This window comes from Streptomyces sp. NPDC031049 (genome assembly GCF_055571015.1).
Genome location: NZ_JBVIGC010000008.1, coordinates 284,306 through 306,268, shown reverse-complemented (window position 1 = coordinate 306,268; position 21,963 = coordinate 284,306). Strand labels below are relative to the sequence as shown.

The following is a 21,963-nucleotide window of genomic DNA, read 5'->3' as shown; positions in this document are numbered from 1 at the left end:
TGGATCGCCGGCTTGTCGACGACCGGCAGCATCTCCTTCGGAGTGGCCTTGGTCGCCGGCAGGAACCGGGTACCGAGGCCCGCTGCGGGGATGACAGCCTTGCTGATCCTGGGTTGCGCCTGAGTCATGCCCGCCACCATAGCCGGTGCGATTGGGGGAAACCGTGACTCGGGCCGGTTGGCGCTCATATGAGCACATTGCAAGGGTAACGGAGCGAGGCATGACCCCTGACGGACGGGTGTCCGAGCCCGGCAAGCGGAGCCTGCGGCGGGAGCTTCTCGCCGCCAGGAACCTGCTGACGGCCGATGACCTGCGGCGGACGCGGGAGGCCTTGGCCGCGCGGGCGCTCGGCCTGCCCGAGCTGGCGCGGGCGCGCACGGTGGCGGCGTACGTCTCGATGGGCGCCGAGCCCGGGACGCTCGCGCTGCTCGACGCGCTGCGCGCGCGGGGCGTGCGCGTCCTGCTGCCGGTGCTGCTGCCGGACAACGACCTGGACTGGGGTGTCTACGACGGGCCGGATTCCCTGGCGCGCGTGGGGCACGGCGGCGGGCGGATGGAGCTGCTGGAGCCTGCGGGTGAGCGGCTGGGCGCGGAGGCGGTGACGGCCGCCGACGCCGTGCTGCTGCCGGGTGTGGCGGTCGACGGGCGGGGCCTCAGGCTGGGGCGCGGCGGCGGCTCGTACGACCGGGTGCTGGCCCGGCTGGAGCGGGCGGCGGCGCATCCGGCGCTGGTGGTGCTGCTCTACGACCGCGAGGTCGTCGACCGCGTGCCGGCGGAGGCGCACGACCGTCCCGTGGACGCGGTGGTGACGCCGTCGGGGGTGCGGCGGTTCCGGTGACGGCCCGCCGAGCAGGTAGGGGGCCTCAGGCCGCCGGAACGTGAGAAACGGCCTCCACGCGCGTGTGGAGGCCGTTTTCTCAGGTGGCGGGCGCCGCGGGCCTACGGCTTGAGTACCAGCGTGTCCTGCGTGCTGTCCTCGACGGCCTGGTCCGTGAACGCCCAGTCCAGCAGCTCGCCCTCGGCCCACTTCTCCGTCTGGTCGGTGTAGTGGGCGCTGTAGGCGTGCCCGGAGGCGCCGGTGAGGTTGATCCACCGCGACTTGTCGAGGTCGCCGAGGTTGACCACCATCCGCATGGACGGCACCCAGATCACCCCGTAGCCGCCGGCCGCGTTCCAGCCGGTGGCGTTGACCGCGGCCTCGCCGCCGCTCAGCTCCCAGGGGCCGCGGTTGAGGGCGTACTTCACGAAGCCCGGGCCCTCGGTGCCCAGGGTCTGGTTCTTCAGGAACAGGCGGTGCAGCCGGCCCCAGCTCCAGGTGTCGATGTCCTTGCCGAGCTTGGCGGTCAGCTCCCAGCGGGCGTCGACCATGGCGCGCTCGAACAGCTCGTCGCGGTTGTGGTCGGCGCCCTCCCGGGTGTTGGAGGCGGGCGTCGTCCACCAGTCGCTCTTGGGGTCCTCCATCAGGGTGCGGACCACCTCGAACCAGCGGTCGCCGCCGTCCGGCTGGGCCTGCTCGGTGGTGCGCCGGCCGCACTCGCGGACCTTCTGCGTCTCGTCCGCGGGCTTGGTGCTGTCGACCGGGTCGACCCACAGGCACTGGCCCTTGACCCGCAGCTCCTTGGGCAGCTTGTTGCCGAAGGCCAGCTTGAGGATGTTGCGCCAGACGGCGTTGAAGTAGGCGGCCGCCGCGGAGTCCGCGTCCTGGGTGTAGTCCCAGCCCTCCAGCAGCTTCTGCGCCTCGCGGACGTCCTTGTCGGCGATGTCCAGCTTCAGCAGGTGGGGCACGAGCAGCTTGGCCATCTCGCTGCTGTTGTCCAGCTGCATCTGGCGCATGTCGTCGGTGGAGATCTTGCCGCCGTCCTTGATCTTCTGCTCGATCAGGGCGGTGATTCGCTGGCTGCGGGTGCCGTAGCCCCAGTCCGTGGTGAGGGTGTGGGGGTAGTCGTCCTCGTCCACGACGGCCTGGTTGGCGGTGACGATGTAGCCGCGGTCCGGGTTGTACTCGTAGGGCAGTTCGTCCTGCGGGACGTACTCGCCGGTCCAGCGGTACTTCGGTTCCCAGCCGGGCGCGGGGATCGAGCCGTCGTGGCCCTCGGCGCGCAGCGGGATCCTGCCGGGCAGCGTGTAGCCGATGTTGTCGTCGCGGTCGGCGTAGACGAGATTCTGCGAGGGCACCTCGAACAGGGCGGCGGCCTCGCGGAAGTCCTCCCAGTCCTTCGCGCGGTTCATGGCGAAGACGGCGTCCATGGTCGTGCCGGGGTCCAGCGCGGTCCAGCGCAGGGCGACGCCGTAGCCGTCGCCGCGGTCGGGGGCGGCGGCGTCGACGGTGGCCTTCCGGCCGACCTCGACGAGGCCGTCGTCGCGGTCGGACAGCAGGGGCCCGTTGTTGGTCTCGCGGACGACGATCTTCTTCGACTCGCCGCCGGCGACCTTGATCGTCTCCTCGCGGGTGTCGAAGGGGACGACCTTGCCGCCGTACTGGTAGCCGTCGCCGGTGATCTTCTCCAGGTAGAGGTCGGTGACGTCGACGCCGGAGTTGGTCAGGCCCCAGGCGATGTCCTGGTTGTGGCCGATGATCACGCCGGGCATGCCGGCGAAGGTGTAGCCGGCGACGTCGTAGCGGCACTTGTCGGAGACGCTGCGGCAGTGCAGGCCCATCTGGTACCAGACGGAGGGCAGCGAGGGCGACAGGTGCGGGTCGTTGGCCAGCAGGGGCTTGCCGGTGATGGTGTGCTCGCCGGAGACGACCCAGGAGTTGGAGCCGATGCCGTTGCCGTTCACACCGACGGCGGTGGGCAGGTCGTCCAGGACGTCCTGGAGGCCGGAGAGCTGGCTCTGGAGGGCGGAGCCACCGGTGCCGGCGCCCGTTCCGGTGCCCGTGCCGACGCCGGTGCCCGTTCCGGTGCCCGTGCCGACGCCGGTGCCCGTGCCCGTACCCGTGCCCGTGCCGCCGGAGGAGCCGGACGAGCCGCCGTCGCCGCCCTCGAACGTCCCGGTGAGCTCGTCGAACTGGCCCTCCTGGACGATCGCCTTGTTCCGGTCGTACGGGTAGTCCGGGTACAGGTCGGCGATCTGCTTCGGGCCGAGGCGGCTGGTCATCAGCGCGCGGTCGATCTCGTCCTGCATGTTGCCGCGCAGGTCCCAGGCCATCGCCTTGAGCCAGGCGACCGAGTCGACCGGGGTCCACTTCTGCGGCGTGTAGTCGTTGGTGAACCCGAGGGCGGCGTACTCCAGCGAGATCTCCGCGCCGTCCTTGCCCGCCAGGTAGGCGTTGACCCCCTTGGCATACGCCTGGAGGTACTTCTTCGTCGACTCCGAGAGCTTCTCGTCGTACTCCTTCTGCGCCACCCGGTGCCAGCCCAGGGTGCGCAGGAAGGCGTCGTTGTCGACCTGGCCCTTGCCGAACATCTCCGACAGGCGCCCGGCGGTCATGTGCCGGCGCACGTCCATCTCGTAGAACCGGTCCTGGGCCTGGACGTAGCCCTGCGCCATGAACAGGTCCTCGTCGGAGGAGGCATAGATCTGCGGGATGCCGTGGCCGTCGCGCTTGACGTCGACCGGCCCCGACAGGCCGTCGAGCGTGATCGAGCCCTTCGTCTGCGGGAAGGAGGCCCGGACGGTGCTGATCGACCAGTACGCCCCGTAGACCAGGCCGCCGATGAGGGCCAGGACCAGCACGAGGACGATCAGCCGGGCTTTGCGCCCCTTTTTCCTGCCGGACTTGCCGGGCTGCTGACCCGTAGAGGCGGTGGTGTTGGGGGGCATCGCTGTCCTTGCTGTCCTAACACGAGCGGCAGGGGCGGGCTGTGCTTTGTGCTGTGTGCTCGTACCGAGCGCAGGAGCAACCATAGGCGCAGGGCCCGCTCCCCCTTGACGCGGAGTCGGGAACCGGCGCGCACGGACGTTCGATCTTGCCAAGGCGAGCGTCAAGAAATCGTCAAGAGTTAGGTAAGGTAACGAAGTAGTTCGCCGTGGTGTCCGCGGCTTCGTGTGCCATGTACGTACGCCGACGCGTCGCCGGGCGCGGCCGCGGCTCCCCCGCGTACCCGTACTCGCTGCCGGCTGTCCACACACTCACTTTCATATGCCAGGGAAGGGAACGGCCCCTGACTGTCGACCACCTCAACCAGCTCCTGCTCGTCTGCTCGCTCGTCCTGCTCGTCGCCGTCGCGGCGGTCCGGCTCTCCTCGCGCAGCGGGCTCCCCAGCCTGCTCCTCTACCTGGCCATCGGCATCGCCATGGGCCAGGACGGCATCGGGGACATCCACTTCGACAACGCCGAACTGACCCAGGTCATCGGATACGCGGCCCTGGTCGTGATCCTCGCCGAGGGCGGTCTCGGCACGAAGTGGGGGGAGATCAAACCGGCCCTGCCGGCCGCCTCCGCCATGGCGTTGGCCGGGGTCGCGGTGAGCGTCGGCGTCACCGCCGCGGGCGCGCACTACCTCACCGGGCTGGAGTGGCGGCAGGCGCTGATCATCGGTGCGGTGGTGTCCTCCACGGACGCGGCGGCCGTCTTCTCGGTGCTGCGCCGCATCCCGCTGCCCGCGCGGGTGACGGGCACCCTGGAGGCCGAGTCGGGGTTCAACGACGCCCCGGTGGTCATCCTGGTGGTCTCCTTCTCCACGGCAGGGCCCATCGAGCACTGGTACCTGCTGCTCGCCGAGATAGCGCTGGAGCTGGCCATCGGCGCCGCCGTCGGACTCACCATCGGCTGGCTGGGCTCCCTGGGCCTGCGGCACGTGGCGCTGCCCGCCTCCGGCCTCTACCCGATCGCCGTCATGGCCATCGCCGTCGCGGCCTACGCGGCCGGTGCCATCGCCCACGGCAGCGGCTTCCTCGCCGTCTACCTGGCCTCCATGGTCATGGGCAACGCCCGGCTGCCGCACTGGCCCGCCACCCGCGGTTTCGCCGACGGCGTCGGCTGGCTCGCGCAGATCGGCATGTTCGTCCTGCTCGGCCTGCTCGTCACCCCGCACGAGCTGGGCGACGACCTGCTGCCCGCGCTCGTCATCGGCCTGGTGCTGACCATGGTGGCCCGGCCGCTGAGCGTCGCGCTGTGCCTGCTGCCGTTCCGGGTGCCGTGGCCGGAACAGGCACTGATGTCCTGGGCGGGGCTGCGCGGCGCCGTGCCCATCATCCTGGCGACGATCCCGATGGTGGAGGGCGTCGAGGGCAGCCGCTCGATCTTCAACATGGTCTTCGTCCTGGTCGTCGTCTACACCCTGGTGCAGGGGCCGACGCTGCCGTGGCTGGCCCGCAAGCTGCGGCTCGGGGACTCCTCCGAGGCCGCCGACCTGGGCATCGAGTCGGCACCGCTGGAGCGGCTGCGCGGGCATCTGCTGTCCGTCGCGATCCCCGAGGGTTCGAAGATGCACGGCGTCGAGGTCGGCGAGCTGCGGCTGCCGACGGGCGCGGCGGTCACCCTCGTCGTCCGCGAGGGCACGTCCTTCGTGCCGCAGCCCTCGACGGTGCTGCGCCGCGGGGACGAGCTGCTCGTGGTCGCCACCGACCCGGTGCGGGACGCCGCGGAGCGGCGCCTGCGGGCGGTCGGACGCGGCGGCAAGCTGGCGGGGTGGCTGGGCACCGGGTGACGCGACGGGGGCGGTGGGTCGACGGCGGCTGCCGCCGTCGCAGTCGCACAAGTCGCAGTCGCATGCACGGAGCGGGAATCGTAGGTGAAGGGTTTCCCAGTGTTCGTATTCACAGGGAACCCAGTGGTTCTCCCTTGTACAATGAGGCAGTCACCTGATCGAACCACCTCTGCCTGACGCAGAGCTGGCGCGACCGTATGGCGGCCGGAACGCCCTCCTCTACCTCACCGTGGGCTCCGGTATCCACCGCAGTCCGCGCAAGAGGACAGCTCTCGGTGCCGTCCCGGCCACAAACCCGGACCGCACTACCAGGCGGCAGAAAGGCACGGACCGTGGCATCCACGGTCAATGCGTCCCCGAAGGCGTCCCGCCCGGGCTACGGACAGCTGCTGCGCACCCGCGGCGCCTGGACCTTCCTGCTCCCCGGCTTCGCGGCGCGCCAGCCGTTCGCGATGCTGACGCTCTCCATCGTGCTGCTGGTGCAGCACACCACCGGCTCCTACGGTGCCGCGGGCGCCGTCGCGGCCGTCACCGGCGTCTCCATGGCGCTGTTCGCCCCGTACACCGGGCGCCTCGCCGACCGCTACGGGCAGCGTGCGGTCCTGCTCCCCGGCGTGCTGGTGCACACCCTGGCCGGCCTGACCCTCACCGCTCTCGCGCTCGCCGGCGCGCCCCTGTGGGCGCTGTTCGCCGCGGCCGTGCCCACCGGCGCCTCGGTGCCGCAGGTCGGCCCCATGGTGCGCGCCCGCTGGGGCGTGAAGCTCAAGGGCTCGCCCCTGATGACCACCGCGGCGGCCTTCGAGTCGGTCACCGACGAGCTGACCTTCGTCGTCGGCCCGCTGCTGGCCACCGCCCTGTGCACGGCCGTGGACCCGGCCGCCGGCCTGGTCACGGAGGCCGCGCTGACCCTCGTCGGCGGTCTGCTGTTCGCCGCCCAGAAGGGCACCCAGCCACCCGTCGCCGGCGGCTCCGGCGGGCACGCGCGCGTGGAGCACGCCTCCGCGCTGCGCGTCCCCGGCGTGCGCGTGCTGATCGTGACGTTCCTGGGCATCGGTTCCGTCTTCGGCGGCATGCAGGTGGCGCTGGCCGCGTTCACCCAGTCCATCGGCGAGCCCGGCATGAACGGCGTCCTGTACGGCATCTTCGCCGCGGGCAACATGCTCTCCGGCGTCGTCTGCGGCGCCATCGCCTGGAAGGTGGCCCCGCAGCGCCGCCTGCTCGTCGGCTACACCGCCCTCGCGCTGACCGCGTCCGGCCTGTGGGCCGCGCACTCCGTGCCGGTGCTGGCCGGCCTCGGCCTGCTCGTCGGCGTGTGCATCGCGCCCGCCCTGATCACCGGCTACACCCTCGTCGAGGGCCTGGTCCCGGCCGGGGCCCGCACGGAGGCGTTCACCTGGCTCACCGGCGCCGTTGCGCTCGGCCAGGCGGCGGCCGTCACCGTCGCCGGCCAGCTGGAGGACCGGCTGTGGGACGGTGCAGGGTTCCTCGTGCCGATGGGCGGCACGGTGCTCGCCCTGGTGACCCTCGTGACCCTGCGTTCCCGGCTCGCGGCGCCGCCGCGCGGACGGACGGTGGCACGTGGCGTGGGTCACCGCGTGCCCGCCGCAGTGGACTGATCCCGGGGAATGCGTCACTATGGACCGTCGTTAGCACTCATTGAGTGAGAGTGCCAGGAGGAAGACAGTGCCGACCTACCAGTACCAGTGCACCGAGTGCGGCGAGGGCCTCGAGGCGGTGCAGAAGTTCACCGACGACGCCCTGACCGAGTGCCCGAGCTGCAAGGGCCGCCTCAAGAAGGTGTTCTCGGCCGTCGGTATCGTCTTCAAGGGCTCCGGCTTCTACCGCAACGACAGCCGCAGCTCCTCGTCGAGCAGCTCGCCGGCGTCGTCGAAGTCGCCGTCCTCGTCGTCTTCGGCGTCCTCTTCGGACTCCGGTTCCGGCTCGTCCTCGTCGTCGGGCAGCGGCAGCTCCACCAGCAGCAGCACCGCCGCGTAACACGGCTCCCGCCGGGAATTCCTCACCACCGGACCCTGTCGTCGGACGGCGACGGGGTCCGCGGCGTGCGCGCCGTCTTCTGCCGGCGCGCGGCATTCTCAGCCGTGCGCGGCCTTGTCGGTCGTGCGCGGCCTTGTCGGTCGTGCGCGGCGTTCTCGGTCGTCCGCGGCGTTCTCGGCCGCCACCCCTCGCGGTTAGGGTGCGGGCATGGCGAACAGCGTGCAGGCCGAGATCGGTGTGATCGGCGGCTCCGGTTTCTACTCGTTCCTCGACGACGTGACCGAGGTCCCGGTCCAGACCCCGTACGGGGCGCCCAGCGACTCCCTCTTCGTCGGCGAGGTCGCGGGCCGGCGGGTCGCCTTCCTCCCCCGGCACGGACGCGACCACCATCTGCCGCCGCACCGGATCAACTACCGCGCCAACCTGTGGGCGCTCCGGTCGGTCGGTGTGCGCCAGGTGCTCGGCCCCTGCGCGGTCGGCGGCCTGCGCCCGGAGTACGGGCCGGGCACGCTGCTGGTGCCCGACCAGTTCGTCGACCGGACCAAGTCGCGGACCACGACCTACTTCGACGGGCTGCCGCTGCCCGACGGCACGGTGCCGAACGTCGTGCACGTGTCGCTGGCCGACCCCTACTGCCCCGCGGGGCGCGCGGCAGCGCTCAAGGCAGCGCGCGGGCGGGACTGGGAGCCGGTGGACGGCGGCACCCTGGTCGTGGTCGAGGGGCCGCGCTTCTCGACCCGCGCCGAATCGCTGTGGCACCGGGCGCAGGGCTGGTCCGTGGTGGGCATGACCGGCCATCCCGAGGCGGCACTCGCCCGTGAGCTGGAGCTCTGCTACACATCGCTGACCCTGGTCACCGACCTCGACGCGGGCGCCGAGTCCGGCGAGGGGGTCTCGCACGACGAGGTGCTGCGCGTGTTCGCGGCCAACGTGGACCGGCTGCGGGGCGTGCTGTTCGACGCGGTGGCCGCGCTGCCGGCGACCGGGGAGCGGGACTGCCCGTGCACGCGGGCGCTGGGCGGGATGGACCCGGGGTTCGCGCTGCCCTAGGGGCGGCGGAGCGGCTCGTTCGGGTGAGGGAGTTGTCCACAATCCGCGGGTAGCGCACGGGGCGGCGCGGGCTTCGGCCGGTGAGGTCATCGTGGACGGGCAAGCCGGTCCCTCGTCGCAGGTGGTGGTCGCCCGTGTCCTTCGTCCCGTCCTCGTTCCCCTCCGCGCCCTCTCACTCCGCTCGGGCCTCTCACGCCGTTACCTCGTCGTCCCCGGCCGCGCACCCGGTGCGGGCCGACGTCCCGCCCACCTGCCAGGTGCCGCGGTTCGATCCGGTGCGGGTGTCCGGCGGGCGCCATGCCCTGCACCGGCTGGTGCGGCACCGCAGGCGGGCGGTCGCGGCCGGACTCGCCGTCACGGCGGCGGCGCTGCTGGCCGCCGGCCCGGGGGACTCCGCCCACCGTGCGCGCGGACACCCGCCCGCCCAGGCCGGGCCGGCCCCGGGAGCCGGCGCGCCGCGTCCCGGCTCCGACCGGCTGACGGTGCCGGTGCGGATCGCCGACGGGGCCACCGTCCGGCTGCTGCGGCCGGGCGACCGGGTGGACGTCGTCGCCGCCGGGGACGCGGTGTCCGGCGGCCGGGCCGAGGTCGTCGCACGCCGGGCGCGGGTGGCGAGGGTGCCGGAGGCGGAGGGCGGTCAGAGAAGCGGGGCGCTGGTCGTGCTCTCGGTGCCGCGCGCCACGGCCACCCGCCTGGCCGGGGCGAGCGCGACGGCACGGCTGGCGGTGACGCTGTGGTGAGCGATCGACTGTCAAGTCCCTCGATCGAGGGAGTGAATTGGACAGGACGGCCCAACGCTGACGTAGGTTGCGGAGCGTTTTGTTCAACAGCCGGCCCGGCCGGTTCGTACGAGGAGAGCCCCCGAGGTGAGCGAGAAGCAGCCGAGCGTCTGGGAAGGCTTCAAGGTCTTCCTGATGCGAGGAAACGTCATCGATCTGGCCGTGGCGGTGGTCATCGGCGCCGCCTTCACCAACATCGTCAACTCGGTGGTGAAGGGAGTCATCAACCCCCTGGTCGGAGCATTCGGCACCCAGAGCCTGGACAGCTACAGCTCCTGTCTGAAGGGCCCGTGCACCGGTACGGGCGACGCCGCGACGGGGGTCCGCATCCTCTGGGGATCCGTCCTCGGTGCGACGCTCTCCTTCCTGATCACGGCGGCGGTGGTCTACTTCCTGATGGTGCTGCCGATGTCCAAGTACCTGGCCCGGCAGGAGGCCCGGAGGAAGGCCAGGGAGGGCACGAAGGAGGTCGTCGAGGTGAGCGAGCTGGAGGTGCTCAAGGAGATCCGGGACGCCCTGGTCGCCCAGCGCGGCTCGGGTCACGACCGGACCTAGCCGAGACGCCGCCTCAGAGGTGGTGCGGCGGCTTCTCGTCGAGGAAGCGCTTCAGGTCGGCCGCGGCGTCGCCGTCCGTGCCGGGCCGCTCGCCCCAGCCTCGGTCGGTGTCGTCCCCGGACTGCTGGTCCAGCGGGTCGTCGAAGTCCAGCGCGGGCTTCGGCGCCGGCTTCGGCGCGCGCGGCTCGTGGTCCGGGGCGGGGGGCGTGCTCATACGTCCAGGGTACGGGGCCGGGCATCCGGGGCCGGTCCCGCTGCGCGCGGGGGCCGGTTCTGCTCTGCTGGGCAGCATGACGTCCCGTGCGACTCCCGCGTCCCCTCCCCCGCCCCCGGGCGGCCCCGGCGGTGGCAGGCCGGTGCGCAGGCTCACCGCACGCGGCCGGGGCGAGGCACACCGCGCCGCCACGCCGCTGGAGCTCTTCTTCGACCTGTGCTTCGTCGTGGCCGTGGCGCAGGCGGGCGTCCAGCTGGTGCACGCCGTCGCCGAGGGTCACGCCGGTGAGGGCATCCTCGACTACGCGATGGTGTTCTTCGCCATCTGGTGGGCGTGGATGAACTTCACCTGGTTCGCCTCGGCGTACGACAACGACGACGTGCTGTACCGCGTCGCCACCCTGGTGCAGATGGCCGGCGTGCTGGTCCTGGCGGCCGGGGTCTCCCGGGCCTTCGCGGACCACGAATTCCTCGCCGTCTGGCTGGGCTACGCGATCATGCGGCTCGCGATGGTGGCGCAGTGGCTGCGGGCGGCCCGCAACGCCGAGCACGCCGAGCGCACCATGGCTGTGCGGTACGCCGTCGGGGTGCTGCTCTGCCAGATCGGCTGGCTGGGGCTGCTGTTCCTGCCGGAGAGCGGCCGGCCGTGGCTGTTCCTGGTGATGGCCGTGCTGGAGATGTGCGTACCGGCGTTCGCGGAGAAGGACCATCCCTCCTCCTGGCATCCGCACCACATCGCCGAGCGCTACGGCCTGTTCACCATCATCGTGCTCGGCGAGACCATCCTGGCGGCCACGGTCGCGGTGAAGTCGGGCGTCGAGGAGAACGACGCGCTGGGCGAGGTGCTGCCGGTCGCGGCGGGCGGGCTGCTGATCGTGTTCGCCGCCTGGTGGATCTACTTCGTGGTGCCCGTGCACGGGCACCTGCGTTCCAACAGACAGGCGTTCCTGTGGGGGTACGGCCACTACCTGGTGTTCGCCTCGGCCGCCGCTATCGGTGCGGGGCTGGAGGTGGCGGTGGAGCACGCGGTCGGCAAGGCGCACATCTCCACGCTCGCCGCGTCCGCCGCGGTGACGCTGCCGACGGCGCTGTACCTGCTGACGGTGTGGGCGCTGCACGCACGTCACTTCAAGGTGGGCATCGCCCAGCAAGCGGTGCTTCCGGCAACCGCTCTGCTGGTGATCTGCTGCACGTTCCTCGGTGACTGGGCGGTGCTCGCGGCGGGAGTCGTCGTGGCGCTGGCGGTGGCGTCCGGGGTGACGCTGACGGCGCGCACGACCGCCCGGGAGCCGGCCCCGGCCTCCGCCCCCTCCACGCCCTCCGGGCCCTCCGCCTGACACCGGCGCCCGGACCGGCCGCCCCGATGCCGAGCGGCTGCGCACCGCACGGACGGCACCGCCCGGCACCGCCCGGCGCCGCCCTGCACGACACTGACGCCATGACAGCTGACGCATTGACGGACGTGGCCGGTGTGCGGGTGGGCCATGCGACACGGACGGGCGGCGGGTGGCTCACCGGTACGACGGTGGTGCTCGCCCCGGAGGGCGGCGCGGTCGCCGCGGTGGACGTGCGCGGTGGCGGCCCCGGCACCAAGGAGACCGACGCCCTCGATCCGCGCAACCTGGTGCAGAAGGTCGAGGCGGTGGTGCTGACCGGTGGCAGCGCCTACGGGCTGGACGCGGCGTCGGGGGTGATGGCCTGGCTGGAGGAGCGGGGGCGCGGGGTGCGCGTCGGTCCCGACCCGGCGCACGTGGTGCCGGTGGTCCCGGCCGCCTGCCTCTTCGATCTGGGACGCGGTGGCGACTTCCGGGCCCGTCCGGACGCGGCCCTCGGACGGGCGGCGGTGGAGGCGGCCGACGCGAGCGGGCCGGGAGCAGCGGTTCCGCAGGGGTGCGTGGGGGCCGGGACGGGAGCGGTGGTGGGGCCGCTGAAGGGCGGGGTGGGCAGCGCGAGCACGGTCCTGGACTCGGGGGTGACGGTGGCGGCGCTGGCGGTGGCCAACGCGGTCGGGTCCCCGGTGGACCTGGAAACGGGGGTGTTGTACGGGGAGTTGTTCGAGGGGCGGCGGATCGCGTACCCGGAGGCGGAGGTGCACGAGGCCGCCCGGCGCCGTCTGGCCGAGTCCGCCGCGAGGAACGCGGCCCCGCCGCTGAACACCACGCTCGCGGTGGTCGCCACCGACGCCGGCCTGTCCAAGGCGCAGGCGCAGAAACTGGCGGGCACGGCGCACGACGGCATCGCGCGGGCCGTCCGTCCGGTGCACCTGCTCAGCGACGGGGACACGGTGTTCGCCCTGGCGACCGGGGAGCGCCCGCTGGACGCGAAGCAGCCGCCGGCGCTCAACGAAGTGCTGGCCGCCGGTGCCGACATGGTGACCCGCGCCATCGTCCGCGCGGTGCGCTCGGCGCGGCCGGTGGACGGCCCGGGCGGGGCGTGGCCGTCGTACACGCAGCTGTACGGGGGTCCGTCCGGGGAGCCGGACGCGCCGTCGTAGGCGGGGCCGGCCGGCGAATGTCCCGGTTCTGTCACGTGATGGCGGCCATGGCGCCCGACGGGAACCCCGTCGGGCGGCGGCTCCTCTTCCTCCACGTACTGGACGGACAGCGCACATCACACGAAGCAGGAGCAGCCCGTGACATCGCCGGACATAGCAGCGCGGCGCATACTGGGGGCCTGTGCCGCCCTGATGGTCGGCGCCCTCACCCTCACCGCGTGCGGCGGCAGCGCCAGCGCCGACGCCGACGCCGACGGCGAGAACCGCAAGGGCGGCAAGGGGGCGCCCGAGGTGTCCACCGCCCGGATCGCCATCTCGGCGAAGGACGGCTCGGCCGGCGCCTCGATCAACACCACCGGCGTCGAGGTCAGCGGCGGCCGGCTGACCGAGGTGAGGATGACGGACGCGGAGACGGGCGCCGCCGTGCCGGGCGCCGTCTCCGCGGACGGGCGGAGCTGGAAGCCCAAGGAGCAGCTGGAGCGGGGCACGAAGTACCGGATCGCGGCCACCGCGAAGGACGCCGACGGGCGGTCCGCCACCGAGAACGCGACCTTCACCACCGTCTCCGCCGCCAACAGCTTCATCGGCACCTACACCCCCGACGGCGGCACCACGGTCGGGGTGGGCATGCCGGTGTCCTTCAAGTTCGACAAGCCGATCACCGACCGCAAGGCCGTGCAGTCGCACATCTCGGTCACCTCCAGCAGCGGGCAGAAGGTGGTCGGTCACTGGTTCGGCGCGCAGCGGCTGGACTTCCGGCCCGAGGAGTACTGGAAGGCCGGCTCCAAGGTCACGATGAAGATCGACCTGGACGGCGTCGAGGGCGCGAACGGCATCCACGGGGTGCAGAAGAAGACGGTCAGCTTCACCGTGGGCCGCTCGCAGGTCTCCACGGTGGACGCCGCCACGCAGACCATGACGGTGGTGCGCGACGGCAGGACGGTCAAGTCGGTCCCGGTCTCGACGGGCAGCGCCGAGACCCCGACGTACAACGGGCAGATGGTGATCTCCGAGAAGTTCACGCAGACCCGGATGGACGGCTCGACGGTCGGCTTCACCTACGACATCCCGGACGTGCCGCACGCGATGCGGCTGACCCGCTCCGGGACCTTCCTGCACGGCAACTACTGGTATCAGCCCGGGAATCCGCCGTTCGGCCGCGCGGGCACCAGCCACGGCTGCATCGGGCTGCAGGACGTGCGGGGCGGCGGGGGCGACACCTACGGCAAGTGGTTCTTCGACAACTCGCTCGTCGGCGACGTCGTGATCGTCAAGAACTCCCCGGACGCCACGGTCTCGCCGGACAACGGGCTCAACGGCTGGAACCTGCCGTGGAGCCAGTGGACCGCCGGAAGTGCCGTGTAACCAGCGGATTTTGACGAAACGCGGGGCCCCGCGGGAACTCTTCGCGCGGCCCGGGCGTTTTTCGTGCGTACGTTTTCCCGGTTCCCGGACATGATGTCCCACCGAGGGGCTACGGTATGCACCCACAAGGTGACATGCAGCAACGCCAGGAGAAACCTTGAGCGTTCCGTACGAGACCGCAACGTACGAGCCACCCGGGTCCCCGCCGACTCCGGAGGACCAACTGGCGCGTCTGCTCGGACGCGCACTGAACTCCTTCGAGCTGCCCGACGAGACGATCGGCCGGCTGGACTGCGCGCTGGCGTACGACGGTTCACTGCACTCGGCGCACCACAGCGCGGGGCTGCACCGCGAGACCTACCGGCACACCTGGCTGCTCGCCGACGGCTCGGCGCTCACGCTCTGGGAGCTGGTCCACAACACCGCGCCGGGCAGCGAACCCCAGCACGAGGTGTACGTCGACGAGGAGGAGCTGCGCGCCGCGACCACCCGGCTGCCGATGCCGCCGGACGCGCCGGACTTCCAGCTGCCGGTGCTGACGCAGCCGGCGGCGATCCCCGCCCCGCGCAGCTCCTACGTCCGGCGCGGCTCGGCCGACCACGCGCGCCGGCTGCTGCGCCGGGCGGAGAACCCGGACCGTCCGGGCGCCGATGTCGCCGCGCTGCTGACGACGGCGTCCGCGTACCGGATAACGCAGGCCTTCGGGCGCCCCGGCCGCGCGTGCCGCGCCGGGCTGTCCTTCTCGCTGTACGAGCACGCGTTCCTGCTCGGTGACGGGGAGGAGTTCTCCCTCTGGGAGGTCGAGCACACGGCGACGCCCGACGGGCGGCACATGTGCGAGGTCTACGCCAGCGAGGACGCCGCCCGACGCGCGATGGAACGCCGGGCGGCACAGGTCTCCTGACGACCGGAGACGGGCGACGGGTGGCGGGTGGCGGGCGACGACCGGTCCGACCACCACGACCCGGGCGGGCGGCCTGAAGCACGCCGGGCCGGCGCCCGCCGGGCCTGGTGGGCCGGGCCGTTCGCACCGGGCCGAGCGGGGTGCTTACGCCGCCACCGGGCGCTTCGCCTCGGCCGCCGGGGCGGTCGTGTCCGTGTCCGGGCCCTGGGCGGCCGTGCCGGGCACCGGCCTGCGCAGGCCCTTGAGCAGGACGACCAGCGCGGTGGTGAGGCAGACACCGGCCGCGATGGCGACCAGGTAGAGCAGCGGGTTGCCGATCAGCGGGACCACGAAGACGCCGCCGTGCGGGGCGCGCAGGGTGGCCCCGAAGGCCATCGACAGGGCGCCGGTGAGCGCACCGCCCGCCATCGACGCCGGGATGACGCGCAGCGGGTCGGCCGCGGCGAACGGGATGGCGCCCTCGGAGATGAAGGACGCGCCCAGGACCCAGGCGGCCTTGCCGTTCTCCCGCTCGGCGGCGTTGAAGAGCCTGCTCCGCACGGTCGTCGCCAGGGCCATCGCCAGCGGCGGGACCATGCCGGCCGCCATCACCGCGGCCATGATCTTCATGGCGGAGTCGCTCGGGTCGGAGACCGCGATGCCGGCGGTGGCGAAGGTGTAGGCGACCTTGTTGACCGGACCGCCGAGGTCGAAGCACATCATCAGGCCGAGCAGCGCGCCGAGCAGGATCGCGTTGGCCCCGGACAGGCCGCCGAGCCAGTCGGTCATCGCCTTCTGCGCGGAGGCGATGGGCTTGCCGATCACCACGAACATCAGGAACCCGACGATCGCCGAGGAGATCAGCGGGATCACCACCACCGGCATGATGCCGCGCAGCGCCGCCGGGATCCGCACCCGCTGGATCGCCATCACCACGGCGCCGGAGATCAGACCGGCCGCCAGACCGCCGAGGAAGCCGGCGTTGATGGTCAGCGCGATGGATCCGCCGACGAAGCCGGGCACCAGTCCGGGCCGGTCGGCCATCCCGTAGGCGATGTAGCCGGCCAGCACGGGGACGAGGAAGGCGAAGGCCACGCCGCCGATCTGGAACAGCAGCGCCGCCCAGCTGTCGGCCTGGGACCACACGAAGTGGTCCATCACCGACGGCGCCTCGTTGATCTCGTAGCCGCCGATCGCGAAGCCGAGGGCGATGAGCAGTCCGCCCGCGGCGACGAAGGGCACCATGTAACTCACGCCGGACATCAGCCACTTGCGCAGCTTGGTGCCGTAGCCCTCGCCGGACTCGCCGGTGCGCTCGACGGGCGTCCCGCCGCCGGACCCCGGGGCACCGGCGGTGACCTCGCCGCGGGCCGCCTTGCCGCGGACCTCGGCGATCAGTGCGCCGGGCCGGTTGATGGCGGCCTTCACGCCGGTGTCGACGGTCGGCTTGCCGGCGAAGCGGTCCTTGTCGCGCACGGCGACGTCATGGGCGAGGATCACGCCGTCCGCGGCCTCGATCACCGCCGGGTCGAGCCGGGCGAAGCCCGCCGAGCCCTGGGTCTCGACGACGACCTCGACGCCCGCCTCGCGGCCCGCGTTCTCCAGCGACTCGGCCGCCATGTAGGTGTGGGCGATGCCGGTGGGGCAGGAGGTGACGGCGACGATCCGGAACGGGCGGTCGTCCTGTGCCGGTCCGGTGGTGCCCGTGACGGTGCCGGTGGAGGCCGCCACCGGCACCGTCACGGAGTCTTCGGCGCCGGCCGCCGGCCCGGAGTCCCCGACCGCTTCGGAAGACGCGGCGTCCTCGGCGGCCCGAGGCTCCCCGGCGGCCCGCGGCTCCTCGGCGGCCTCGGGCTCCTCGCCGCGGATCAGCGCCGCCGCTCCGGCCGCGTCCCGCACCGCCCGCAGCGCGTCGGTGAACTCCGTGTTCATCAACTGCCGGGCCAGGGAGGACAGGATGGTCAGGTGGGCGTCGTCGGCGCCCGCCGGCGCGGCGATCAGGAAGATCAGGTCGGCCGGGCCGTCCGCCGCGCCGAAGTCGATGCCCCGCGCGCTGCGCCCGAAGGCGAGCGTCGGTTCGGTGACGTGCTCGCTGCGGCAGTGCGGGATGCCGATGCCGCCGTCGAGGCCGGTCGGCATCTGCGCCTCGCGGGCGGCCACGTCGGCGAGGAAGCCGTCCAGGTCTGTCACCCGGCCCAGGGCCACCATGCGTGCGGCCAGGGCGCGGGCCGCCGCTTCCTTGCTGTCGGCGGACAGGTCGAGGTCGACCAGGTCCGCGGTGATCATGTCGCTCATCGCGGGCTCCTTAGCTCGCGTATCGCCCGGTCGGTGAGGTGGGCGGGGGTGGGGAGGGGGAGGGAGAGGAAGACGGGAACGGGAACGGGGACGGGGGCGAGAGAGGCGGGGACGTACGGGGAGGTGCGGGGGCGGGTCATGACACCGGCTCCTTCAGGACGCGGTCCACCGGCACCCGGTCCGTGACCGTCACGGCGTCCGGCGCCAGATGCCCCGGCCGCGGCATCACACTGCCGGGCAGCTGTACGGCGGCGGCGCCGTGGGCGACGGCGGAGGCGAGCGCGTCCGGCCCCGCGCCGCCGGCGATCAGGAACCCGGCGAGGGAGGCGTCACCTGCGCCGACGTTGCTGCGCACGGCGTCGACGCGGGCGCTGCCGTACCAGGCGCCGGCGTCCTCCACGAGCAGCTGACCGTCGGCGCCGAGGCTGGCCAGCACGGCCCGCGCCCCGAGCCCGCGCAGTTCCTCGGCTGCCTTCAGCGCGTCGCCGACGGTGGCCAGGGGACGCCCGACGGCCTCGGCCAGCTCCTCGGCGTTGGGCTTGACCACGTCGGGCCGCTCGCGCAGCGCCTGGAGGAGTGCCGGTCCGGAGGTGTCGAGCGCGATCCGGACCCCCGCGGTGTGCGCGCGGGCGACCAGGTCGGCGTACCAGGAGGGGGCGAGGCCGCGCGGCAGGCTGCCGCAGCAGGCGATCCAGTCGGCGTCGCGGGACTGCTCGCGCACCGTCTCCAGAAGCAGTTCCCGTTCGTCCTCGGTCAGTTCCGGGCCGGGGGCGTTGATCTTCGTGAGGACGCCGTCCGCCTCGGCGAGCGCGATGTTGGAGCGGGTGGCCCCGGCGACGGGTACCGGGGCGACCTCGATGCCCTGGGCGTCGAGCAGGTCGGCGACGAGGGCGCCGGGCGCGCCGCCGAGGGGCAGGACCGCGACCGTGCGCCGCCCGGCGGCGGTGACCGCGCGGGAGACGTTCACCCCCTTGCCGCCCGGGTCCACCCGCTCGCCGGTGGCGCGGACGACCTCGCCGCGGTCGAGGGAGGGGACCTCGTAGGTGCGGTCGAGGGACGGGTTCGGGGTGACGGTGAGGATCATGCGCGTACTACTTCCGTGCCGCCGCGCTCGATGGCGGCGGCGTCTTCGGGGCTCAGCCCGCTGTCGGTGATCAGCAGGTCGACGTCGCCGAGGTCGCCGAAGCGGGCGAAGTGCTCCTGGCCGTGCTTGGAGGAGTCGGCGAGGAGGACCACGCGGCGGGCGGCGGCGACCGCCGCCCGCTTGACGGCGGCCTCGGCGAGGTCGGGGGTGGTCAGGCCGTGTTCGGCCGAGAAACCGTTGGCGGCCACCAGCAGCACGTCGGCGCGGATCTCGCCGTACGCCCGCAGCGCCCAGGCGTCCACGGCGGCGCGCGTACGGTGCCGGACGCGTCCGCCGACGAGATGGAGCTGGATGCCGGGGTGGTCGGCGAGGCGGGCCGCGATGGGCAGGCTGTGGGTGACGACGGTGAGCGAGGCCTCCAGGGGCAGCGCGGCGGCCAGACGGGCCACCGTGGTGCCGGCGTCGAGGATCACGGTGCCGTCGGCGGGGAGTTCGGCGAGGGCGGCCTTGGCGATGCGGTCCTTCTCGTCGGCCGCCGTGGACTCGCGCTCGGCGAGGTCCGGCTCGAAGTCGAGGCGGCCGGCCGGGATCGCGCCCCCGTGGACGCGGCGGACGAGGCCGGCGCGGTCCAGGGCCTTCAGGTCACGGCGGATGGTCTCCGCCGTGACCTGGAACTCCTCGGCGAGCGACACCACGTCCACCCGGCCGCCCTCGCGGGCGAGCCGGAGGATCTCCTGCTGCCGCTCCGGTGCGTACATGCCCGTTCGCCTCCGCATAGATGCCCGAACCTGTGGTTTCACCGGGAGGCTACGCCCGGTTTTCGAGAAAGTAAACAGGTTCGGGCTTGATCGGGCACGAACGGGCATGGAGGCGCTGGCGGCGGGCTGGCGGCCGACCGCTCAGCGGGTGAGGGCCGTCTCGCTCTCCTCGGCGCCCGCGGGCTCCCCTGCACCGCCCTCCAGGTGCTGTGCCGGCCGCTTCGGCAGCGCGAACATCAGCAGGAAGATGGCGCAGAGCACCCCGGCCACCCAGCCCAGCGCGTGCTGGAAGGCGTCGACGTACTCCGGGCCGAGCCGGGTGGCGGGGAGGTCGTCGGCGATCACTCCGAAGAACACCACCGAGACCAGGCCGAGCCCGAGGGCGTTGCCCATCTGCATCACGGTGTTGATCAGTCCCGAGGCCGCCCCCGCGTGCTCGCGCGGCACCTCGGACAGGATCGCGTCGGTCAGCGGTGCCACGATCAGGCCCATGCCGGCGCCCATGACGACCAGGGGCAGCGCCATCTGCCACGGCTCGATGCCGAGCCCGTAGCGATCGGCTTCCCACAGGTAGAGCAGCACGCCCGCGGCCATCACCAGCGCGCCCGTCTGGAGCACCTTGCGCCCGAAGCGCGGGACCAGCTTCTGCACCGACACCGCCGCCGCCGTCGACACCGCGAGCGAGAACGGCACGCCCGTCAGCCCGGCCTTCAGCGGCCTCCAGCCCAGCCCGAATTGCAGGTAGAGCGTCCAGACCAGGAAGAAGACGCCGAGCGCGAGACCGAAGACGGTCTGTACGGCGATGCCCGCGGCGAAGCTCTTCACCCGGAACAGCGACAGCTCGACCAGCGGGGAGCCGTCCCGCGCGCTCTTGCGCCGCTCGTACGCCACCAGCGCCGCCAGGACGAGGACCGACCCGGCCATGCACAGGTGCCCCCACAGCGGCCAGCCCAGGTCGTGGCCGCGAGTGAGCGGATAGACCAGCATCAGCAGGCCCAGCGTGACCAGGGCGACGCCCACCAGGTCCAGCTTGAGGGCGCGCGGGGCGCGGGACTCGGTGATGTAGCGGCTGCCGAGGATCAGGCCGGCGATGCCGACCGGCAGGTTGATCAGGAAGATGGGCCGCCACTCGAGCCCGAACAGGTTCCACTCGGTCAGCAGGGCGCCGAGCAGCGGCCCGGAGACCGCGCCGAGCCCGACGACCGCGCCGAACAGGCCGAACACCTTGCCCCGTTCGTGCGCCGGGAAGGTGGCGTGCACGATCGACAGCACCTGCGGCACCATCAGCGCGGCCATGGCGCCCTGGAGGATGCGGGAGGCGACCAGCATCTCCGGGTTCACGGCGAGCCCGCACAGCGCGGAGGCGACGGTGAAGCCGCCGATCCCGATGAGGAAGAGCCGTTTGCGGCCGTGGATGTCGCCGAGCCGGCCGCCGGTGATCAGCCCGGCGGCGAAGGCGAGGGCGTAGCCGGCGGTGATCCACTGGATCTGGCCGAACGTGGCGCCCTCGTCGCGCTGGATGGACGGGATCGCGATGTTGACGATCGTGACGTCGACGAGGTCCATGAAGGCCGCGGTCATCACGATCGCCAGGGCGAACCACCGGCGGCGGTCGCCCGCGGCGGCCGGTCGTATCTCATCCGTGCCGGTGCCGGTGCCGGAGCTACTCCCGGTGCCGGCGGGAGTCTCGGTGTCGGTGGGGGCTTTGGTGAAGGACATGCCGTGAAGCTATGGCGCCAGTAGGTCAGATCATGTCCTACTCGTGCGCCACCCTGGGAGACATGACGACGGACACTCCGGCCCGGCTGCTGACGCTTCTCTCCCTGCTCCAGACGCCCCGGGAATGGCCCGGCGGCGAGCTGGCCGACCGGCTGGGGGTGTCCCGGCGCACCGTCCGGCGGGACATCGACCGGCTGCGGGAGCTGGGCTACCCGGTGCAGGCGACCATGGGCGCCGAGGGCGGGTACCGGCTGGTCGCGGGCAAGGCGATGCCGCCGCTCGTGCTGGACGACGAGGAGGCGGTGGCCATCGCGGTCGGGCTCCGGGCGGGTGCCGGGCACGCGGTCGAGGGGGTGGACGAGGCGTCGGTGCGGGCGCTGGCCAAGCTGGAGCAGGTGCTGCCGGCCCGGCTGCGTCACCGGGTGGCCACGCTCCAGGCCGCGACCACTCCGCTGACCAGCGGGGACGGCCCGAGCATCGCGCCGGAGACGCTGACCGTGATGGCCTCCACGGTGGCCGGCCGCGAGCGGCTGCGGTTCGCCTACCGCGCCGGGGACGGCACCGAGTCGCGGCGCCTGACGGAGCCGTACCGACTGGTGTCGACCGGCCGCCGCTGGTACCTCGTCGCCTACGACCTCGACCGCGCCGACTGGCGGACCTTCCGGGTCGACCGGGTGAGCGAGCCGTTCGCGACGGGGGCCCGGTTCACTCCGCGGGAGCTGCCCACGGGGAGCGCCGCGGAGTACCTGCGGCGCTCCATGTGGCGCCGCGGCGACTCCTACGACATGGAGGTCGCCTTCGCCGCGCCGGCGGACGTCGTCGCGGCGCGCCTGCCGGGCTGGCTCGGCACACCGGAGGCGTCCGCGGACGGGTCCTCCTGCGTCCTGCGGGCGACGGTGTCGGAGTCGGTGGAATGGCTGGCGGTGCGGCTGGTGATGCTGGGGCTGGAGTTCCGGGTCCGGCAGCCGGAGGAACTGGTGCGGGGAGTGAGGAAGTTGGGCCGGCGCCTGACCCGGGCGGCGGAGCCGGGGTGACCGGGCGACACCGGCGGCCACTCTCGATGTGCGACACCCGGGCGCGACGCGCTAGGGGGACCGTGGCCATGGGGGAGTCCCGCTCGCGCACTCCGGCGATGGGCTCGGGCAGCGCGGCCATGGCCGGTCACCCGGGCGGCTCGGC

19 protein-coding genes are annotated in these 21,963 nt (G+C 72.8%); 12 read left to right on the top strand and 7 right to left on the bottom strand.

All coding sequences use genetic code 11. The features are described 5' to 3' along the window. Positions 1–128, bottom strand: a 128-nt coding sequence (locus ACZ45Q_RS16750; RefSeq protein WP_468261179.1) for a sugar phosphate nucleotidyltransferase, incomplete at its 3' end; no start/stop codon positions are given. 92 nt (positions 129–220) lie between these two features. Between ACZ45Q_RS16750 and ACZ45Q_RS16745 the strand changes: the two genes are divergently transcribed. Further along, complete coding sequence (locus ACZ45Q_RS16745) at positions 221–838, top strand: 5-formyltetrahydrofolate cyclo-ligase (RefSeq protein WP_468261137.1); 618 nt, start codon at positions 221–223, stop codon at positions 836–838. A gap of 101 nt (positions 839–939) precedes the next feature. Here ACZ45Q_RS16745 and ACZ45Q_RS16740 read toward each other — a convergent pair whose 3' ends face one another. Next, on the bottom strand, positions 940–3,765 hold the full coding sequence (locus ACZ45Q_RS16740) for a penicillin acylase family protein (protein ID WP_468261135.1): 2,826 nt from the start codon (positions 3,763–3,765) through the stop codon (positions 940–942). A gap of 230 nt (positions 3,766–3,995) precedes the next feature. On the opposite strand from ACZ45Q_RS16740, the gene ACZ45Q_RS16735 reads away from it, so the two are divergent. The 6 genes from ACZ45Q_RS16735 to mscL all read left to right on the top strand — a co-directional run bounded on the left by ACZ45Q_RS16735 (position 3,996) and on the right by mscL (position 9,973). Next, positions 3,996–5,594 carry a potassium/proton antiporter gene (locus ACZ45Q_RS16735; RefSeq protein WP_468261132.1) on the top strand — a complete coding sequence of 533 codons (1,599 nt, stop codon included), beginning with the start codon at positions 3,996–3,998 and terminating at the stop codon, positions 5,592–5,594. Positions 5,595–5,926: 332 nt separating this feature from the next. After that, positions 5,927–7,210 (top strand): MFS transporter, encoded by a 1,284-nt coding sequence (locus ACZ45Q_RS16730; protein WP_468261129.1) that lies wholly within the window; start codon positions 5,927–5,929, stop codon positions 7,208–7,210. Between the two features lie 67 nt (positions 7,211–7,277). Beyond that, positions 7,278–7,589 (top strand): FmdB family zinc ribbon protein, encoded by a 312-nt coding sequence (locus ACZ45Q_RS16725; RefSeq protein WP_468261126.1) that lies wholly within the window; start codon positions 7,278–7,280, stop codon positions 7,587–7,589. A 207-nt stretch (positions 7,590–7,796) separates the two neighbouring features. Then, positions 7,797–8,639 (top strand): S-methyl-5'-thioadenosine phosphorylase, encoded by an 843-nt coding sequence (locus tag ACZ45Q_RS16720; protein WP_468261123.1) that lies wholly within the window; start codon positions 7,797–7,799, stop codon positions 8,637–8,639. Positions 8,640–8,866: 227 nt separating this feature from the next. After that, the gene (locus ACZ45Q_RS16715; protein ID WP_468261120.1) at positions 8,867–9,379 is read left to right on the top strand and encodes a hypothetical protein; all 513 of its coding nucleotides are present in this window, start codon (positions 8,867–8,869) and stop codon (positions 9,377–9,379) included. A gap of 126 nt (positions 9,380–9,505) precedes the next feature. After that, a complete protein-coding gene (gene mscL, locus ACZ45Q_RS16710; protein ID WP_468261117.1) occupies positions 9,506–9,973 on the top strand; it encodes a large conductance mechanosensitive channel protein MscL in 468 nt (155 codons plus the stop codon). 13 nt (positions 9,974–9,986) lie between these two features. Here the strand turns inward: mscL and ACZ45Q_RS16705 are convergent, their stop codons facing one another. Then, positions 9,987–10,187 (bottom strand): hypothetical protein, encoded by a 201-nt coding sequence (locus ACZ45Q_RS16705; RefSeq protein WP_468261114.1) that lies wholly within the window; start codon positions 10,185–10,187, stop codon positions 9,987–9,989. A 76-nt stretch (positions 10,188–10,263) separates the two neighbouring features. Between ACZ45Q_RS16705 and ACZ45Q_RS16700 the strand changes: the two genes are divergently transcribed. From ACZ45Q_RS16700 to ACZ45Q_RS16685, 4 genes are all read left to right on the top strand, one after another. After that, positions 10,264–11,523 (top strand): low temperature requirement protein A, encoded by a 1,260-nt coding sequence (locus ACZ45Q_RS16700; protein WP_468261111.1) that lies wholly within the window; start codon positions 10,264–10,266, stop codon positions 11,521–11,523. Positions 11,524–11,624: 101 nt separating this feature from the next. Then, positions 11,625–12,680 carry a P1 family peptidase gene (locus ACZ45Q_RS16695; RefSeq protein ID WP_468261108.1) on the top strand — a complete coding sequence of 352 codons (1,056 nt, stop codon included), beginning with the start codon at positions 11,625–11,627 and terminating at the stop codon, positions 12,678–12,680. Positions 12,681–12,818: 138 nt separating this feature from the next. Continuing rightward, complete coding sequence (locus ACZ45Q_RS16690; protein WP_468261105.1) at positions 12,819–14,045, top strand: L,D-transpeptidase; 1,227 nt, start codon at positions 12,819–12,821, stop codon at positions 14,043–14,045. Between the two features lie 157 nt (positions 14,046–14,202). Beyond that, positions 14,203–14,949 (top strand): DUF6227 family protein, encoded by a 747-nt coding sequence (locus tag ACZ45Q_RS16685; RefSeq protein WP_468261103.1) that lies wholly within the window; start codon positions 14,203–14,205, stop codon positions 14,947–14,949. Between the two features lie 144 nt (positions 14,950–15,093). On the opposite strand, the gene ACZ45Q_RS16680 is transcribed toward ACZ45Q_RS16685, so the two are convergent. The 4 genes from ACZ45Q_RS16680 to ACZ45Q_RS16665 form a co-directional block, all read right to left on the bottom strand. Next, the gene (locus tag ACZ45Q_RS16680) at positions 15,094–17,223 is read right to left on the bottom strand and encodes a PTS fructose transporter subunit IIABC (protein ID WP_468261100.1); all 2,130 of its coding nucleotides are present in this window, start codon (positions 17,221–17,223) and stop codon (positions 15,094–15,096) included. 136 nt (positions 17,224–17,359) lie between these two features. Further along, a complete protein-coding gene (pfkB, locus tag ACZ45Q_RS16675; protein ID WP_468261097.1) occupies positions 17,360–18,307 on the bottom strand; it encodes a 1-phosphofructokinase in 948 nt (315 codons plus the stop codon). Further along, positions 18,304–19,065 carry a DeoR/GlpR family DNA-binding transcription regulator gene (locus ACZ45Q_RS16670; RefSeq protein WP_468261094.1) on the bottom strand — a complete coding sequence of 254 codons (762 nt, stop codon included), beginning with the start codon at positions 19,063–19,065 and terminating at the stop codon, positions 18,304–18,306. The genes pfkB and ACZ45Q_RS16670 overlap by 4 nt, the downstream gene beginning before the upstream one ends. Before the next feature lie 141 nt (positions 19,066–19,206). Further along, positions 19,207–20,646, bottom strand: coding sequence for an MFS transporter (locus ACZ45Q_RS16665; protein ID WP_468261177.1), 1,440 nt, complete (start codon positions 20,644–20,646; stop codon positions 19,207–19,209). A gap of 200 nt (positions 20,647–20,846) precedes the next feature. Here ACZ45Q_RS16665 and ACZ45Q_RS16660 point away from each other — a divergent pair, with 200 nt between their 5' ends. Then, a complete protein-coding gene (locus tag ACZ45Q_RS16660; RefSeq protein WP_468261091.1) occupies positions 20,847–21,818 on the top strand; it encodes a helix-turn-helix transcriptional regulator in 972 nt (323 codons plus the stop codon). Positions 21,819–21,963: the final 145 nt, after the last annotated feature.